This is a genomic window from Streptomyces sp. NPDC107562 (genome assembly GCF_055657325.1).
In genome coordinates this window covers 908,308-923,545 of sequence record NZ_JBVKBE010000002.1, presented here as the reverse complement: position 1 = coordinate 923,545, position 15,238 = coordinate 908,308, and the positions used below count along the sequence as shown (strand labels likewise).

The following is a 15,238-nucleotide window of genomic DNA, read 5'->3' as shown; positions in this document are numbered from 1 at the left end:
AGGCACGGTCAGCCGGGCCGGCAGGGTCTGTTCTCGCTCGGGCCGCTGTCGGCCCCTGCGGGGCGGCAGGGTCGATTCGGACTTGTTCGGAGGACGTGACAACATGCCGTCATGTCCTCCGCACTGACCGATCTCGTCCCGCTTCCGATCGTGCAGGCCCCCATGGCGGGCGGCGTCTCCGTACCGCAGCTCGTCGCGGCCGTGTCCGAGGCCGGCGGGCTGGGTTTCCTCGCGGCCGGCTACAAGACGGCCGACGGCATGTACCAGGAGATCAAACAGGTGCGGGGGCTGACGGGCCGCCCCTTCGGCGTGAACCTGTTCATGCCCCAGTCCGAATATGCCGAGCCCGCCGCCGTCGACGTCTACGCGCACCAGCTGGCGGGCGAGGCCGCCTGGTACGAGACCGAGCTCGGGGACCCCGACAGCGGCCGTGACGACGGCTACGAGGCCAAGCTCGCGGTGCTGCTGGACAACCCGGTGCCGGTGGTCTCCTTCCACTTCGGCGTCCCCTCCCGCGAGGTCCTCGACGCGCTGCGCCGGGCCGGAACGTTCACCCTGGTCACCGCCACCACCGCCGACGAGGCCCGGGCCGTCGAGCAGGCGGGCGCGGACGCCGTGATCGTGCAGGGCGCCGAGGCCGGCGGCCACCAGGGCACCCACCGGGACACCCCCGAGAACGACGGCTCGGCCATCGGTCTGCTCTCCCTGCTGGGCCAGGTCCGCGAGGCGGTCGGCCTGCCGCTGATCGCCGCCGGCGGCATCATGCGCGGCAGCCAGATCGCCGCCGTGCTGGCGGCCGGCGCGAGCGCGGCGCAGCTCGGCACGGCCTTCCTCGCCACCGCCGAGTCCGGCGCCAACGCCGTGCACAAGCAGGCGCTCACCAACCCGCTGTTCGTGCGGACGGCGCTCACCCGCGCCTTCTCCGGCCGCCCCGCCCGCGGCCTGGTCAACCGCTTCCTGCGCGAGCACGGCCCCTACGCTCCCGCCGCCTATCCCGAGATCCACCACCTGACCTCCCCGATCCGCAAGGCCGCCGCGAAGGCGGGCGACGCGCAGGGCATGGCGCTGTGGGCGGGGCAGGGGCACCGGATGGCGCGTGAGCTGCCGGCCGGGCAGCTGGTGGAGGTGCTGGCGGCCGAGCTGGCGGCGGCCGGGACAGCGTTGTCCGGCCGGGGCGGTGCCGGATGACGGCGCCGGTGTTCGTCGTCGCCCACTTCGACGCGGGAGGCGGCGGGCGGTACGTCCTGGACGGGCCCGAGGGACGGCACGCGGTCTCCGTGAAGCGGCTGCGGGCGGGTGAGGACGTGGTCCTCACCGACGGGGCCGGACGCTGGGCGGAGTGCGTGGTCGTGGACACCGAGGGCAAGGACCGGCTGATCGTCCACATGGACTCGGTGGCCGAGGAGCCGGTCGCGCAGCCGCGCGTCACGGTCGTCCAGGCCCTGCCCAAGGGCGACCGGGGTGAGCTGGCCGTGGAGACCATGACCGAGGTCGGGGTCGACGCGATCGTGCCCTGGGCCGCGTCGCGCTGCATCACGCAGTGGAAGGGCGACCGTGGCGCCAAGGCGCTGGCCAAGTGGCGGGCCACCGCGCGCGAGGCGGGCAAGCAGTCCCGGCGGGTGCGCTTCCCCGAGGTCGCGGACGCGGCGACGAGCAAGGAGGTCGCCGCACTGCTGGCGAAGGCCGGCTTCGCCGCCGTACTGCACGAGAGCGGTGAGGAACCGCTGGCCGCGGCCGAACTGCCCACCGAGGGCGAGATCGTGCTGGTCGTCGGCCCCGAAGGGGGCGTGGCCCCCGAGGAGTTGTCCCTGTTCGCCGAGGCCGGGGCACCCGCCTACCGCCTCGGGCCGTCCGTGTTGCGCACCTCGACGGCCGGTACCGCGGCGGCGGCCCTGCTGCTCGGCCGTACCGGACGCTGGTCCTGATCCCCACCCGGGAGGACGCCATGGAACTCGCCCACGTCAGGCTCCTGGTCAGCGACTTCGCCGCCTGCTACCGCTTCTACGCCGACGTCCTCGGCCTCAAGCCGCAGTCCGGCGCCGCCGAGGGCCCCTACGAGAAGTTCAGCCCCACGACCGGTGCCGCCGGCATCGTCCTCCAGGACCGCGCGACGATGGCGGGCCTGCTCGGCGAGGTGAACGACACCGTCTCGGGCCACCGTTCCCTCGTCGTCCTGCGGGTGGACGACCTCGACGCCACCTGCGACCGCGTCACCTCCCGCGGCGCGACCCTCCTGCACGGCCCGGCCGCCACGGCGGACCGCATGCGCACCGCCCACCTCAAGGACCCCGAGGGCAATCTGGTGGAGCTCCAGGAGTGGCAGCTCCTGAACGTCTGACGCGGGCCACGACGAACGGCTTCCCGGGGCCGGGGTCGCGCGGGACGGCCGTACGCGCTCTGTCGCGACGGACGGGAGGGTGGGACGCTGCCGTGCATGGGGGCCTTACGAGTGACTCGAAGCCGGCGCCGGACGCGGGCTGCCGGTGTGGTGGTGGGTTTCATGGCCGGTGCGGGCGCGCTGGTGGGCTGCGAGCCGGGGACGATGAGTTCCGCGACCGTGGCCTGGACGACCGACGAGCTGGTGACGCGGGAGCTGGAGCGGCGCGAGGTCGCGGTGCAGTGGCTCACCTGCACGGCGCATCTCGGGGAATCGAGCGCGTCGGCGCCGTCGGCGAGCGTGCGCAGCGTCGCGGACGTCGACTGCGAGGGCCGGACCACCGACGGCCGGGACATCACCGTCACCGGAGAGGTGACCCGTGCGGTCGGCGGCTCCTGTGTACGCGGAGACCTCACCGTGGAGGTCGACGGCAAGGAGCGGTTCCGGTTCACCGGGCTGGGGGACTGCGACGCCACCTCCGCCCCGCCGGTGGGCGGCGCACCGCCGGCCGGCCCCACCACGACGGTGACCGTCACCAAGACCGTCTACTGCCGCAGCGCACCCACGTGCTGGCCCGAGGGCAAATAGCAGGTGACGCAAGTGATCCAAACCCCTGTGCGCGGACCCCGGTGCCTGCGTAGGGTGACCTGGTGACCCAGTCCGCAGTGCCCGCGTATCTCCGGTTTCCGCATGTCCAGGGCGAGTTGGTGGCCTTCACCGCCGAGGACGACGTCTGGCTCGCGCCGCTCGACGGGGGACGCGCCTGGCGGGTCAGCGCCGACAACGTGCCGGTGACCCTGCCGCGCATCTCCCCCGACGGCACCACCGTCGCCTGGACCTCCACCCGCGACGGCGCCCCCGAGGTGCATGTCGCGCCCGTCGACGGCGGCCCCGCCAAGCGCCTGACGTACTGGGGCAGTTGGACGACCCGGGTGCGCGGATGGACCCCCGACGGGCGGGTCCTCGCCCTCACGACCCACGGCCAGGCCACCCTCCGCCGCACCTGGGCGCACGCCGTCCCGCTCGACGGCGGACCGGCCGAGCGGCTGCCGTACGGCCCGGTCGGCGAGGTCGCCCACGGCCCGCACACCGTGCTGCTGTCCGCGCCGATGGGCCGCGAGGCCGCCGCCTGGAAGCGCTACCGGGGCGGCACGGCGGGCAAGCTGTGGATCGACCCGGAGGGCGACGGGGAGTTCGTACGGCTGCACGCGGACCTCGACGGGAACATCGAGTTCCCGGTCTGGGCCGGCGACCGGATCGCCTTCCTCTGCGACCACGAGGGCACCGGCGCGCTGTACTCCTCCCTCGCCGAGGGCTCCGACCTGCGCCGGCACACCCCCCTCGAGGGCTTCTACGCCCGGCACGCGGCGGGGGACGGCACCCGCGTCGTGTACACCTCCGCCGGTGAGCTGTGGGTGCTGGACGACCTCGACGGGGCCGAACCCCGCCGTCTGGACATCCGGATCGGCGGGCAGCGCACCGACCGCCAGCCCTACCCGGTGAACGCCTCCCGCTGGTTCGGCTCGGCCGCCCCCGACCACACCGCGCGCGGCAGCGCGGTCGCCGTGCGCGGCGGCGTGCACTGGGTGACCCATCGCTCCGGGCCCGCCCGCGCCCTCGCGGTCGAACCCGGTGTCCGGGCCCGGCTGCCCCGCACCTTCCGCGCCGAGGGCGAGGAGTGGGTGGTGTGGGTGACGGACGCCGAGGGCGAGGACGCCCTGGAGTTCGCGCCCGCCTCCGGGCTGGCGCCGGGCTCGACCCCGCGCCGGCTCGCCGGCGGCCGGCTCGGCCGGGTCCTCGGGCTCGCCATGGCCCCCGACGGCAGCCGGGCCGCCGTCGCCTCGCACGACGGACGGCTGCTGCTCGTCGAGCGGGAGACCGGCGAGGTCCGCGAGGTCGACCGCAGCGAGAACGGCGACGTGCGCGGTGTGGTCTTCTCGCCCGACTCGGCCTGGCTCGCCTGGTCCCACCCCGGCCCGCGCCCGCTCAGCCAGCTGAAGCTCGCCAACACCACCGATCTGTCGGTCACCGAGGCGACCCCGCTGCGCTTCCAGGACTACGCGCCGGCCTTCACCCCCGACGGCAAGCACCTCGCGTTCCTGTCCAACCGCGCCTTCGACCCGGTCTACGACGAGCACGTCTTCGACCTGGCGTTCGTGGTCGGCGACCGGCCGCACCTGATCACGCTGTCGGCGACGACGCCCTCGCCGTTCGGACCGCAGCGGCACGGGCGGCCCTTCGAGACGCCGGACAAGGACGAGACGCCGGACAGCGAGGGCACGCCGACGACGCGCATCGACCTCGAAGGCCTCGCCGACCGGATCGTGCCGTTCCCGGTCGAGGCCGGGCGCTACTCCAACCTGCGCGCCGCGAAGGACGGTGTGCTGTGGCTGCGCCACCCCGTGCAGGGCGTCCTCGGCTCCGCCCGGGCCACCCCGGACGACCCCGACCCCAAGACCGAGCTGGAGCGCTACGACCTCGCCCAGCAGCGTCTGGAGCACCTCGCGGCCGACGCCGACCACTTCGCGGTCAGCGGGGACGGCAAGCGGGTGCTGCTGTGGACCGACGGCCGGCTGAAGGTCGTACCGAGCGACCGGCGCGCCTCGGGCGACGACGACAGCGACACCAACGTCACCGTCGACCTCACCCGCGTCCGCCAGACCGTCGAACCGGCGGCGGAGTGGCGGCAGATGTACGAAGAGACCGGCCGCATCATGCGCGACCACTTCTGGCGGCCGGACATGAGCGGTGTCGACTGGGACGGCGTCCTCGACCGCTACCGGCCCGTGCTGGAACGGGTCGCCACCCACGACGACCTGGTGGACCTGCTGTGGGAGGTGCAGGGCGAGCTGGGCACCTCGCACGCCTACGTCGTCCCGCGCGGCGGGCACGGCGACGGCGCCCGCCAGGGGCTGCTCGGCGCGGACATCTCCCGCCATCCGGACGGCAGCTGGCGCATCGACCGCATCCTGCCCTCGGAGACCTCCGACCCCGAGGCCCGCTCCCCGCTGGCCGCGCCCGGCGTCGCGGTGCGCGCCGGGGACGCGATCGTGGCGGTGGCCGGACGCGCGGTGGATCCGGTGACCGGCCCGGGGCCGCTGCTCGTCGGTACGGCGGACAAGGCGGTCGAGCTGACCGTGTCGCCGTCCGGCGGGGGCGAGGCGCGGCACGCCGTCGTCGTGCCGATCGCCGACGAGGAGCCGCTGCGCTACCACGCGTGGGTCGCGGACCGGCGGGCGTACGTGCACGAGCGGTCCGGCGGCAGGCTCGGCTATCTGCACGTGCCGGACATGCAGGCGCCCGGCTGGGCGCAGATCCACCGGGACCTGCGGGTGGAGGTGGGCCGCGAGGGGCTCGTCGTGGACATCCGGGAGAACCGGGGCGGGCACACCTCCCAACTGGTGGTGGAGAAGCTGGCCCGGCGGATCGTCGGCTGGGCGGTGCCGCGCGGCATGCGTCCCTACAGCTATCCGCAGGACGCGCCGCGCGGGCCCGTCGTCGCCGTCGCCAACGAGTTCTCCGGGTCGGACGGCGACATCGTCAACGCGGCGATCAAGGCGCTCGGGCTCGGGCCGGTCGTCGGGGTGCGCACCTGGGGCGGCGTGATCGGTATCGACAGCCGCTACCGGCTGGTGGACGGCACGCTGATCACCCAGCCGAAGTACGCCTTCTGGCTGGAGGGTTACGAGTGGGGCGTCGAGAACCACGGAGTGGACCCGGACGTGCAGGTCGTGCAGCGCCCGCAGGACCACGCGGCGGGGCGCGACCCCCAGCTCGACGAGGCGATAAGGCTGGCACTGGAGGCGCTGGAGGACACCCCCGCGAAGACACCCCCGGACCTGCCCGCCTAGGCCTGTCCGGCGGATCACGCCGGAATCGCGGTGCCTGTGCTGATGAGGCACCGTTGCCCGGAGCCGGCCCGATCCGCCGGACAGGCCCTGGTTCTGTGCCGCTGCGGGGCGCGGTCGCGGGGGCGGGAGCGGCCGCAATTCCGGCCCCCCGACGACGTACGATGCCCCCACACGATCAATCCGTTCGAGCCCCGGAGGGACCATGGCAGGGGAGCCGCAGGACGACTGCTTGTTCTGCAAGATCGTCGCGGGCCAGATCCCGGCGACGATCGTGCGCGAGACCGGGACCACCGTCGCGTTCCGGGACATCAACCCCCAGGCGCCCACCCACGTCCTGGTGATCCCCAAGGTGCACCACCGGGACGCGGCGGCCCTCGCCGCCGCCGAACCGGCGATCGCCGCCGACGTCCTGCGCGAGACGCAGGCGGTCGCCGACGACGAGAAGCTGGAGAGCTACCGCGTCGTCTTCAACACGGGAAGCGGAGCAGGCCAGACCGTCTGGCACGCGCACGCCCACGTCCTGGGCGGTCGCGGGCTGGAATGGCCGCCCGGGTAAGTCGTCGTGTCCGTACGTGAACTGGTGGTCCTCGGCACCGCCAGCCAGGTTCCGACCCGGCACCGCAACCACAACGGCTACCTGCTGCGCTGGGACGGTGAGGGCCTCCTCTTCGACCCCGGCGAGGGCACGCAGCGCCAGATGCTGCGTGCCGGGGTCGCCGCCCACGACCTGAACCGGATCTGCGTCACGCACTTCCACGGGGACCACTCGCTGGGCCTCGCGGGTGTCCTCCAGCGCATCAACCTCGATCAGGTGCCCCACCCGGTCACCGCGCACTACCCCCGCTCCGGGCAGCGCTTCTTCGACCGGCTGCGGTACGCCACCGCCTACCGCGAGACCGTCGGGATCACCGAGGCGCCGGTGGACCGGGACGGGGTCCTCGCCTCCTCGGCGTCCTACAGTCTTGAGGCGCGCAGGCTCTCCCACCCGGTCGAGGCGTACGGCTATCGCCTCATCGAGCCCGACGGGCGCCGCATGCTGCCCGAGCGGCTGGCCGCGCACGGCATCACGGGTCCCGACGTGGGCCGCATCCAGCGTGAGGGGGCGCTCGGCGGGGTCGCGCTGCACGACGTCAGCGAGGTGCGGCGCGGCCAGCGGTTCGCGTTCGTCATGGACACCCGGCTGTGCGACGGCGTCTACGCGCTCGCCGAAGGCTGCGACCTGCTGGTGATCGAGTCGACCTTCCTCGACGAGGACGAGGAACTCGCCGTCGAGCACGGTCATCTGACGGCAGGTCAGGCGGCGCGGGTGGCTGTGGAGAGCGGGGTGCGCCATCTCGTGCTCACGCACTTCAGCCAGCGCTACTCCGAGCCGGAGGAGTTCGAGCGGCAGGCGCGGGCGGCCGGCTTCGACGGCGAGCTGAGCGTGGCGCACGATCTACTCAGAGTGCCGCTTCCGAAGCGCAGGTGAAACGCCCGTACGATGAACTGATGCCCCTCCCGAAAGCCGAACTGCACCTTCATATAGAAGGCACCCTGGAGCCGGAGCTCGCCTTCGCGCTCGCCGCACGGAACGGCGTGACGTTGCCCTACGCGCACACCGACGCATTGCGCGAGGCCTACCGTTTCGAGGATCTCCAGTCCTTCCTGGACCTCTACTACGAGCTCATGGCCGTGCTGCGTACCGAGCAGGACTTCGCGGACCTCGCGAACGCCTACCTCGCCCGGGCCGCCGCGCAGGGGGTGCGGCACGCGGAGATCTTCTTCGACCCGCAGGCGCACCTCGCGCGGGGGGTCGGCATGGGCACGGTCGTGGAGGGCCTGTGGCGGGCGCTGGAGCACAGCGAGTCCGAGCACGGCGTCTCCACCCGGCTGATCATGTGTTTCCTGCGCGACGAGTCCGCCGGGTCGGCGATGGCGACGCTGGAGGCGGCGAAGCCGTATCTGGACCGGATCACGGGGGTCGGACTGGACTCCGCCGAGGTCGGGCATCCGCCGGCGAAGTTCCGCGAGGTGTACGAGGCCGCCGCCGCCCTGGGGCTGCGGCGGGTCGCGCACGCCGGTGAGGAGGGGCCGCCGGAGTACATCACCGAGGCCCTCGACGTGCTCGGCGTGGAGCGCGTCGACCACGGGCTGCGGTGCATGGAGGATCCGGCGCTGGTGGAGCGACTGCTGCGGGACCGGATCCCGCTGACGCTGTGCCCGCTGTCCAACGTGCGGCTGCGCGCCGTCGACGCCCTCGCCGACCACCCGCTGCCCGCCATGCTCGACGCCGGGCTGCTGTGCACCGTCAACTCCGACGACCCGGCCTACTTCGGCGGGTACGCGGGGGACAACTTCGACGCCGTGCGCGCGGCCCTCGGGCTGGGCGAGGAGCGGCTGCGCGAGCTGGCCCGCAACTCCTTCGTCGCCTCCTTCCTGGAGCACGACGAGGAGCGGCGGGCGCGGTACCTCGCGGAGGTCGAGGCGTACGAGTTCCCGTAGGGCTCAGGCGGTCGCCGCCCCGGGCGCGGCCGCTGCCTGGCGGGGTCCCGCGGTGCCGTAGGCGTGCTGCTGGGCGGGCATGGCCGAAAGGGCGTCCACGGGGATCTCCAGCACGTCGACGACCTGCGTGGGCCGCCGGGACGCGCGCACCGCCACCAGGGTCATCGGCACGGCGATCACCAGCAGCCCGGCGGCCAGCACCGCGCCCATCGCAGGGAACCCGGCCTGCGCCGACAGGAGACTGCCGGTCAGCGGACCCGCCGCCGTGCCGAGCGAGGACGCCGAGCCGACCAGCACCGCCCAGCGGCCCCGCGGGTCGAGGGAGGCGGCGAGGCCGATGACGTACGACAGGACGATCGGGTAGAGCGTGTTCCAGGCGATCTCGCCCGCCGCGAAGGTCGTCAGTCCGGTCGCGGACGCGCTGACCACGATGCAGCCCGCGATCAGGCCGGTGCCGACGCCGATGGGTGCGGCGTGCCCGAGCCGGGGGCCGAGGGCTCCGGCGCCGACGACGCCCAGCAGTCCCGCGCCGAGGGCGACGGCGAAGACCACACCGACGGTCGCCTCGCTCAGGTGCGCCTGGGTGAGGCCGATCCTGCCGCTGACGCCCCAGAGGGCGTTCTGGGCCATCGACCAGCAGGGCATCACGGCCGCCAGGAGCAGGCCGGAGCGCAGGTGGGGGAGCGGCTCGCGGGGGCGGCGCACGGCGGGCGCGGCCGCCCGGGCGTGGAGCCTGCCGGTGAGCGGCCAGACGGCGAGCGCGGTGAGGGCGATCGCGGCCAGCGGGAGTCCGTGGCCGGGACCGAGGTGCGGGACGGTCAGGTAGACGGCACCGGCCAGCGCGGAGACGCTGAGCAGGCCGAGCGTGGTGACCCGGTGCGGATCGCGCTGTGCGGCGATCCCGATGGCGGCGACCGCGGTCGCCGTACCCGAGCCGAAGCCGCCGGCCATCGCGCCGACGACGACGGCGGGGACGGTGGTCGTGAGGGTGGCGCCGCCGTAGCCGAGCACGGCGAGCGCCAGTCCGGCGCGGGCCAGAGCGCGCGGGCCGATCCGGTCGACCTGGGAGGCGAGCAGGAACCCGGCGGCCGCCGAACTCAGCAGCAGGGCACTGCCGATGGCGCCCGCCTCGGTGGCGGAGACGGGGAGACCGGAGTCCAGCCTGCCGACGACGGTCGGGAGCAGGTAGGGGGCGAGGTACCCGGCCGTGAAAAGGGCGACGAGGGGCCAGGGCGTGGTGGAGCGGGGGGCGAACACGGGCGTTCCCAGGGCATGCGAAAGGACGGCACAGGAAGGGGGATGGGGCGACGACCGTCGATGGACAGGAACGCGCGGGCAATTTGTATCAAGCGGGGGGAGGGCGACGGGAGGCCGGGGTTGGTGATCTGGATCACGTTCGGTTTGGGCTCGGGTCGGCCGGGTAAACGCGGGCCTTCTCGCGGGCTTCCGGCGGCTCTCCGGCGGGTTCGGTGGCCGCTTCCGGTCGGCCTGACACGGGCCCCATTGACGGCGGCTGTTCACCTATCTAATCTCCGTTCCCATACGTGGATAGGTGCGCGGGTGGGCGCATGGCTGAGCGCGTGGATGAGCAGGCGGACGAAGTCCGCCGGGGAGAGGGCGACGTGGGTCTCGACAACGACGTGACGGCGAGCCTGCGGGCGGGAATGGCGCGCGGCGTGCTCTCCTTCCCGCTCACCGCCTTCCACGACGACGGCTCCCTCGACCTCGACGGGTTCCGGGCCCACCTCGCCGGGCAGCTCGCCGCCGGGCCCGGCGCGCTCTTCCCGGCCTGCGGCACCGGCGAGTTCTTCTCGCTGGACGAGGACGAGTACCGGCAGGTCGTCACCGTCGCCGTCCAGGAGACGGCGGGGCGCCTGCCGGTCGTGGCCGGCGTCGGCTACGGCTGGGCGCAGGCCGTACGGTTCGCGCGCATCGCCGAGGAGGCGGGCGCGGACGCCCTGCTCGTGCTGCCGCACTACCTCGTCAGCGCGCCCCAGGAGGGACTGGTCGCGCAGCTGGAACAGCTCGCCGCCCGCACCCGGCTGCCCCTCGTCGCCTACCAGCGCGGCCAGGTCGCCTTCGGCACCGAGGCATTCCGCCGGATCACCCGCGTCCCCGGCGTCATCGGTCTCAAGGACGGCCACAGCGACCTCGACAGGCTCCGGCGCCTCACCCTCGCCGCCCCGGAGGGCTTCCTGTTCTTCAACGGCGCCGCCACCGCCGAGATCCAGGCCCGCGCCTACGCCGCCGTCGGTGTCCCCGCCTACTCCTCCGCCGTGCACGCCTTCGCGCCCGAGATCGCCGGCGCCTTCTTCACCGCCCTGCGTGCGGACGACGCCCTGGTGGAGAAGCTCCTGCGGGACTTCTACGTGCCGCTCGTGGAACTGCGTGACCGGACGCCCGGCTACGCCGTGTCGCTGGTCAAGGCCGCGGCCCGGCTGCGCGGACGACCGGCCGGACCGGTGCGCGCCCCGCTGACCGACCCCTCGGCGTCCGACCTCGCCGAGCTGAGGACCCTGCTCGCCTCCGGACTGGACCTCGTAGGAGCCACCCTGTGAACCTCACCGTCACGGATGTCACCCTGACCCCGATCCTGGTCGCCGACCCGCCGCTGCTGAACACGCAGGGCGTCCACCAGCCGTACACGCCCCGGCTGATCGTGGAGGTGGTGACGGCGGACGGGGTGACCGGCGTCGGGGAGACGTACGGGGACACCAAGTACCTGGAACTGGCGCGGCCGTTCGCGCGGAAGCTGAAGGGACGGCGGGTCAGCGACCTGAACGGGCTGTTCGCCGTGGCCGACGAGGTGTCCGTGGACGCCTCGCGGGTCTCCGAGGCGGTCGACGTCGGCGGACTGCGGGGCGTGCAGACCGCCGACAAGCTGCGGCTGTCCGTCGTCTCCGGCTTCGAGGTGGCCTGCCTGGACGCGCTCGGCAAGTCGCTCGGGCTGCCGGTGCACGCGCTGCTCGGCGGCAAGGTGCGGGACACGGTCGAGTACAGCGCGTACCTGTTCTACAAGTGGGCCGAGCACCCGGCGGGCGTCCCGAGCGAGCGGGACGACTGGGGTGCCGCGCTCGATCCGGCCGGGGTCGTGGAGCAGGCGCGGAAGTTCAAGGAGCGGTACGGGTTCTCCTCGTTCAAGCTCAAGGGGGGCGTCTTCCCGCCCGAGGAGGAGATCGCGGCCGTGCGCGCGCTGGCCGAGGCCTTCCCCGGGCATCCGCTGCGACTCGACCCCAACGGTGCCTGGTCCGTTCAGACGTCGGTCGAGGTGGCCGAGGAAGTCGGTGACCTCCTGGAGTACCTGGAGGACCCGGCGCTCGGCACGCCCGCCATGGCCGAGGTCGCCGCGCGGACCGGCGTACCGCTCGCCACCAACATGTGCGTGACGACGTTCGCCGAGATCGGGGAGGCGTTCACCCGGGGTGCCGTCCAGGTCGTCCTCTCCGACCACCACTACTGGGGCGGGCTGCGCAACACCCAGCAGCTCGCCGCGGTCTGCCGGACCTTCGGCGTCGGGGTGTCCATGCACTCCAACACCCACCTCGGGATCAGCCTGGCCGCGATGACCCACGTGGCGGCCACCGTCCCCGGTCTCCACCACGCCTGCGACTCCCACTACCCCTGGCAGTCGGAGGACGTGCTCACCGAACGGCTGGTCTTCGAGAACGGCTCCGTGCGGGTCCCGGACGCCCCCGGTCTGGGCGTCGAGCTCGACCGGGACCGGCTCGCCCGGCTGCACCGACGCTGGCTGGACGACGACGGCACGCTGCGCGACCGCGACGACGCGGCGGCGATGCGGACCACCGACCCGCACTGGACCACCCCCACGATGCCCCGCTGGTGATCTCGGCCCCATCGCACCCGCCGTTGCAGGTGCGGGTGCAGGCCGGGGGCTGGGCCATCGTCGTACTCACGTGGCTCGCTGGTGACGGCGGCGGTGTGGAACGTCCCCGGCGCGTCTCGCGGGGAGCCGGGGCGGGGGCCGGGGCCGGGGCCGGGGCCGGGAGCCGGGTTCGTGGCGGGTGCGTGAGGGCCCTCGTGCGCCTCCCTCGTGCGGTGGGCGCCGGGTTGCTCCGCGGCTGGGCGACAGGGCGTTGTCGGTGGCGTGGTGCAGACTGGCCGGGTCCGCACCACGTCAGGGAGCGCATTGTGATCGGGTCCGACGGAGAGGGGCCGCTGCCCGCCGCCAGGGCGATGCCGACCATGCGGGAGGGCCGGTACTGCCACGCCCATGTCGATCCCCTGGCCGCCCTGCGCGGTCCGGGCGAGCCCCCCTGGGACGTGTACCTCACCGGCACCGTCTTCCTCGACATCATCTTCACCGGGCTCGACTCCGCCCCGGTGCGCGGGACGGAGTCCTGGGCACGCGGGATGGGATCGAGCCCCGGCGGCGTCGCCAACATGGCCACCGCGCTCTCCCGCCTCGGCCTGAGGACGTCCCTCGCGGCGGCCTTCGGCGACGACCACTACGGCGACTACTGCTGGGACGCCCTGGAGCAGGGCGAGGGCATCGACCTCGCCCCGTCGCGCACGGTGCCCGGCTGGCACTCGTCGGTCACCGTCTCCATGGCCTACGAGGGCGAGCGCACCATGGTCTCCCACGGTCACGAGCCGCCCCCCGAGGAGCCGGCCCCCGACTGCCCGCCCCGCGCGCGTGCCGCCGTCGCCTCGCTCACCCCGGGCGAGCGCGCCCCCTGGATCGCGCAGGCCGCGCGCAACGGCACCCGCGTCTTCGCCGACGTCGGCTGGGACGACACCGGCGCCTGGGACCTGGCCGGCCTCGCCGACCTCGAACACTGCGAGGCGTTCCTGCCCAACGCCGAGGAGGCGATGCGCTACACCGGCACCACCTGCCCCCGCGCCGCCGCGCACGCCCTCACCGAACACGTGCCGCTCGCCGTGGTCACCCTCGGCGCCGACGGCGCGTACGCCGTGGACCGCCGCACCGGCGAGAGCGCCGCGGTCCCGGCGATCGCCGTGGAGGCCCTGGACCCCACCGGCGCGGGAGACGTCTTCGTCGCCGGCTTCGTCACCGGCACCCTGGCCGGCTGGCCCCTCGCCGACCGGGTCGCCTTCGCCGGCCTCACGGCCGCCCTGTCGGTCCAGGAGTTCGGCGGCTCCCTCTCGGCCCCCGGCTGGTCCGAGATCGCGGCCTGGTGGCGCAGGGTGCAGTCCTACGAGGACCAGGACCCCGCGGCCCTGCGCCGGTACTCCTTCCTGGAGGACCTGATCCCCGCCACCGCCCGGCCCTGGCCCCTGCGTCGCGCGGTCCCCACGATCGGCTTCGGCCGGTCCGCCTGAGGAGGCCTCCCGCGGCCCCGTGTGTTCGCACGGCGTAGCGAAAAGCCCTACGGCGATGTCAGTTCCGCGGCGTACCCTGGAACTCGCCAGGCCGCCCTTGTGGCAGGCGAGTCGTATCGAGGAGGACGAGCAGGCCTTAAGCGCCGGCCCATGACTCAGACACCCACAGCTCACACCCCCGCGCAGGGGCAGGCGAGAGCACATTTCACCGTCCCCGCCCAGCACCCCATGGTCACCGTCCTGGGGTCCGGCGATTCCCTGCTGCGCGTGATCGAGAAGGCCTTCCCGGCGGCCGACATCCACGTCCGGGGCAATGAGATCAGCGCGCTCGGGCCCGCGGCGGAAGTCGCCCTCATCCAGCGCCTGTTCGACGAGATGATGCTGGTGCTCCGCACCGGGCAGCCGATGACGGAGGACGCAGTGGAACGCTCGATCGCCATGCTCCGCGCGACGGAGAACGGTGAGGGCGCGGAAGAGACGCCGGCGCAGGTGCTCACCCAGAACATCCTGTCCTCGCGCGGCCGCACGATCCGCCCCAAGACCCTCAACCAGAAGCGGTACGTCGACGCGATCGACAAGCACACGATCGTCTTCGGCATCGGCCCCGCCGGCACCGGCAAGACCTACCTCGCCATGGCCAAGGCGGTGCAGGCCCTGCAGTCCAAGCAGGTCAACCGCATCATCCTGACCCGCCCGGCGGTCGAGGCCGGCGAGCGCCTCGGCTTCCTCCCCGGCACGCTCTACGAGAAGATCGACCCCTATCTGCGCCCGCTCTACGACGCGCTGCACGACATGATCGACCCGGACTCCATCCCCCGTCTGATGGCCGCCGGGACGATCGAGGTCGCGCCGCTCGCCTACATGCGCGGCCGCACGCTCAACGACGCCTTCATCATCCTGGACGAGGCCCAGAACACGAGCCCCGAGCAGATGAAGATGTTCCTCACCCGTCTCGGCTTCGAGTCGAAGATCGTGATCACGGGTGACGTGACCCAGGTCGACCTGCCCGGCGGCACCAAGTCCGGTCTGCGCCAGGTGCAGGAGATCCTGGAGGGCGTCGAGGACGTCCACTTCTCCCGGCTGTCGTCCCACGACGTCGTCCGGCACAAGCTGGTGGGCCGTATCGTCGACGCGTACGAGAAGTTCGACAGCCTGAACGGCACGGACGACGGCACGCACAAGGGCCGTGGCAGGACCGGCGCCAAGGGCACCAAGGGGAAGTAGACCA

The 15,238-nt window shown here is 73.5% G+C and carries 13 protein-coding genes; 12 read left to right on the top strand and 1 reads right to left on the bottom strand.

Going from position 1 to position 15,238, the window contains the following annotated elements; translation table 11 throughout:
* The first annotated feature begins 111 nt into the window (after positions 1-111).
* The 8 genes from ACZ7LV_RS09965 to ACZ7LV_RS09930 all read left to right on the top strand — a co-directional run bounded on the left by ACZ7LV_RS09965 (position 112) and on the right by ACZ7LV_RS09930 (position 8,709).
* Positions 112-1,188, top strand: coding sequence for a nitronate monooxygenase (locus ACZ7LV_RS09965; RefSeq protein ID WP_471937612.1), 1,077 nt, complete (start codon positions 112-114; stop codon positions 1,186-1,188).
* Complete coding sequence (locus tag ACZ7LV_RS09960; RefSeq protein ID WP_471937610.1) at positions 1,185-1,925, top strand: 16S rRNA (uracil(1498)-N(3))-methyltransferase; 741 nt, start codon at positions 1,185-1,187, stop codon at positions 1,923-1,925. The genes ACZ7LV_RS09965 and ACZ7LV_RS09960 overlap by 4 nt, the downstream gene beginning before the upstream one ends.
* Positions 1,926-1,945: 20 nt before the next feature.
* Positions 1,946-2,338 carry a VOC family protein gene (locus ACZ7LV_RS09955; RefSeq protein WP_471937608.1) on the top strand — a complete coding sequence of 131 codons (393 nt, stop codon included), beginning with the start codon at positions 1,946-1,948 and terminating at the stop codon, positions 2,336-2,338.
* Positions 2,339-2,500: 162 nt separating this feature from the next.
* Positions 2,501-2,965: a hypothetical protein gene (locus tag ACZ7LV_RS09950; protein WP_471937606.1), complete on the top strand. Its 465-nt coding sequence runs from the start codon at positions 2,501-2,503 to the stop codon at positions 2,963-2,965.
* Positions 2,966-3,027: 62 nt separating this feature from the next.
* Positions 3,028-6,228 carry a S41 family peptidase gene (locus tag ACZ7LV_RS09945; RefSeq protein WP_471937604.1) on the top strand — a complete coding sequence of 1,067 codons (3,201 nt, stop codon included), beginning with the start codon at positions 3,028-3,030 and terminating at the stop codon, positions 6,226-6,228.
* A 202-nt stretch (positions 6,229-6,430) separates the two neighbouring features.
* A complete protein-coding gene (locus tag ACZ7LV_RS09940) occupies positions 6,431-6,784 on the top strand; it encodes a histidine triad nucleotide-binding protein (protein ID WP_471937602.1) in 354 nt (117 codons plus the stop codon).
* A 6-nt stretch (positions 6,785-6,790) separates the two neighbouring features.
* A complete protein-coding gene (locus ACZ7LV_RS09935; protein WP_471937600.1) occupies positions 6,791-7,696 on the top strand; it encodes a ribonuclease Z in 906 nt (301 codons plus the stop codon).
* A gap of 20 nt (positions 7,697-7,716) precedes the next feature.
* A complete protein-coding gene (locus tag ACZ7LV_RS09930; protein WP_471937598.1) occupies positions 7,717-8,709 on the top strand; it encodes an adenosine deaminase in 993 nt (330 codons plus the stop codon).
* Positions 8,710-8,712: 3 nt separating this feature from the next.
* On the opposite strand, the gene ACZ7LV_RS09925 is transcribed toward ACZ7LV_RS09930, so the two are convergent.
* Positions 8,713-9,966, bottom strand: a complete 1,254-nt coding sequence (locus ACZ7LV_RS09925) for an MFS transporter (protein ID WP_471937596.1) — start codon at positions 9,964-9,966, stop codon at positions 8,713-8,715.
* Between the two features lie 311 nt (positions 9,967-10,277).
* Here ACZ7LV_RS09925 and ACZ7LV_RS09920 point away from each other — a divergent pair, with 311 nt between their 5' ends.
* The 4 genes from ACZ7LV_RS09920 (at position 10,278) to ACZ7LV_RS09905 (ending at position 15,234) form a co-directional block, all read left to right on the top strand.
* Complete coding sequence (locus tag ACZ7LV_RS09920) at positions 10,278-11,267, top strand: 5-dehydro-4-deoxyglucarate dehydratase (protein ID WP_471937594.1); 990 nt, start codon at positions 10,278-10,280, stop codon at positions 11,265-11,267.
* Entirely contained in the window at positions 11,264-12,553 is a 1,290-nt protein-coding gene (locus ACZ7LV_RS09915; RefSeq protein ID WP_471937592.1) for a glucarate dehydratase family protein, read from the top strand. The genes ACZ7LV_RS09920 and ACZ7LV_RS09915 overlap by 4 nt, the downstream gene beginning before the upstream one ends.
* Positions 12,554-12,903: 350 nt before the next feature.
* Complete coding sequence (locus ACZ7LV_RS09910) at positions 12,904-14,010, top strand: carbohydrate kinase family protein (RefSeq protein ID WP_471937807.1); 1,107 nt, start codon at positions 12,904-12,906, stop codon at positions 14,008-14,010.
* 150 nt (positions 14,011-14,160) lie between these two features.
* Complete coding sequence (locus ACZ7LV_RS09905) at positions 14,161-15,234, top strand: PhoH family protein (protein WP_471937590.1); 1,074 nt, start codon at positions 14,161-14,163, stop codon at positions 15,232-15,234.
* The last annotated feature ends 4 nt before the right edge of the window (positions 15,235-15,238 follow it).